This is a genomic window from Rhodococcus sp. EPR-147, assembly GCF_001647185.1.
Classification (GTDB): Bacteria; Actinomycetota; Actinomycetes; order Mycobacteriales; family Mycobacteriaceae; genus Rhodococcoides.
In genome coordinates this window covers 1-1114 of record NZ_LVCU01000155.1, presented here as the reverse complement: position 1 = coordinate 1114, position 1114 = coordinate 1, and the positions used below count along the sequence as shown (strand labels likewise).

The following is a 1114-nucleotide window of genomic DNA, read 5'->3' as shown; positions in this document are numbered from 1 at the left end:
CGCCGTATCGGGCTTGTCGGTCACAGTCATCGCTGATCGTCTCGATCCATGATTCGTACCTGCACGAGCGTGACGATCAACAGCACGAGGAACAGGATCGTCGCGACGGTGGCACCGTAGCCGGCTCGGAAGTTGCGGAACGTCTCCTCGTAGACCTGGTAGACCATCGTGGTGGTGCCGGTGCCCAGCGGACCGCCGCGCGTCATGACGTTGATGATGTCGAAGACCTGCAGCGAATTGAGCAGCACCGTGATCGACAGGAAGAACGTCGTCGGACGTAGTTGCGGCAGAAGCACTTTGCGGAACGTGGTCCAGCGGCTCGCCTGATCGATCTCGGCCGCTTCCATCAATTCCTTGCGCACGCCCTGCAGGGCCGCCAAGTAGATGACGAAGGTGTAGCCCAGGTTCTTCCACAGGTACGTCACCGTGATCATGACCATCGCCCACTTCGGGTCCTGATAGAAATCCGGAACCGCGCCCAGGCCGAGGCGTCGCATCAGATCCTGGACCAGCCCGAAGTTGGGGTCGAAGACGAATTGGAACGCGATGCCGATCGCGGCACCCGAGATGACGTACGGGGCGAAGACTGCGGATCGAACGAAGTTGCGGCCCCGGAGCTTTCGATCGAGCAGCAGCGCCAGCACCAGGCCGAGAACCAATGAGCCCACCACCGCAGCGACAGTGAACACGACGGTGTTGCCGACGATCTGCCAGGTGTCCTCGCGGGAGGCCCACTCGCGGTAGTTGTCGAAGCCGACGAACGTGGAGGTGGGCGAGGACAGGTTCCAGTCGAAGAACGAGAACTGGAAATTCTCGACCAGCGGCCGATACGTGAACACGCCCAACAGAACCAGGTTGGGGCCCACGAGAATCAGGAACAGTGCGTAATCGGTCCACGGCCGCGAGAAGAAACGCTTCTCGCGTGCCCTGGGCAGCACTCGTTCGGTTGTTGCACTCACTGCGAGGACTGTGCTCAGCCCCGGCCAACGAATGGTGAACTGAGCCCCAACGTCCCCTGTCGCTCAGGCCAATTGCTGCGTAGTGGTGCGGTTATGTGCCCGCTGTGGCACTCAACCGCACCACTGCCGCAGGCACTAGCGGTTCCAGTCTCCGA

The 1114-nt window shown here is 61.6% G+C and carries 1 protein-coding gene; it reads right to left on the bottom strand.

What is annotated here, in order from left to right; genetic code table 11:
• Positions 1-26: 26 nt before the first annotated feature.
• Positions 27-959, bottom strand: coding sequence for a carbohydrate ABC transporter permease (locus A2J02_RS07605; protein ID WP_176460333.1), 933 nt, complete (start codon positions 957-959; stop codon positions 27-29).
• Positions 960-1114 lie beyond the last annotated feature (155 nt).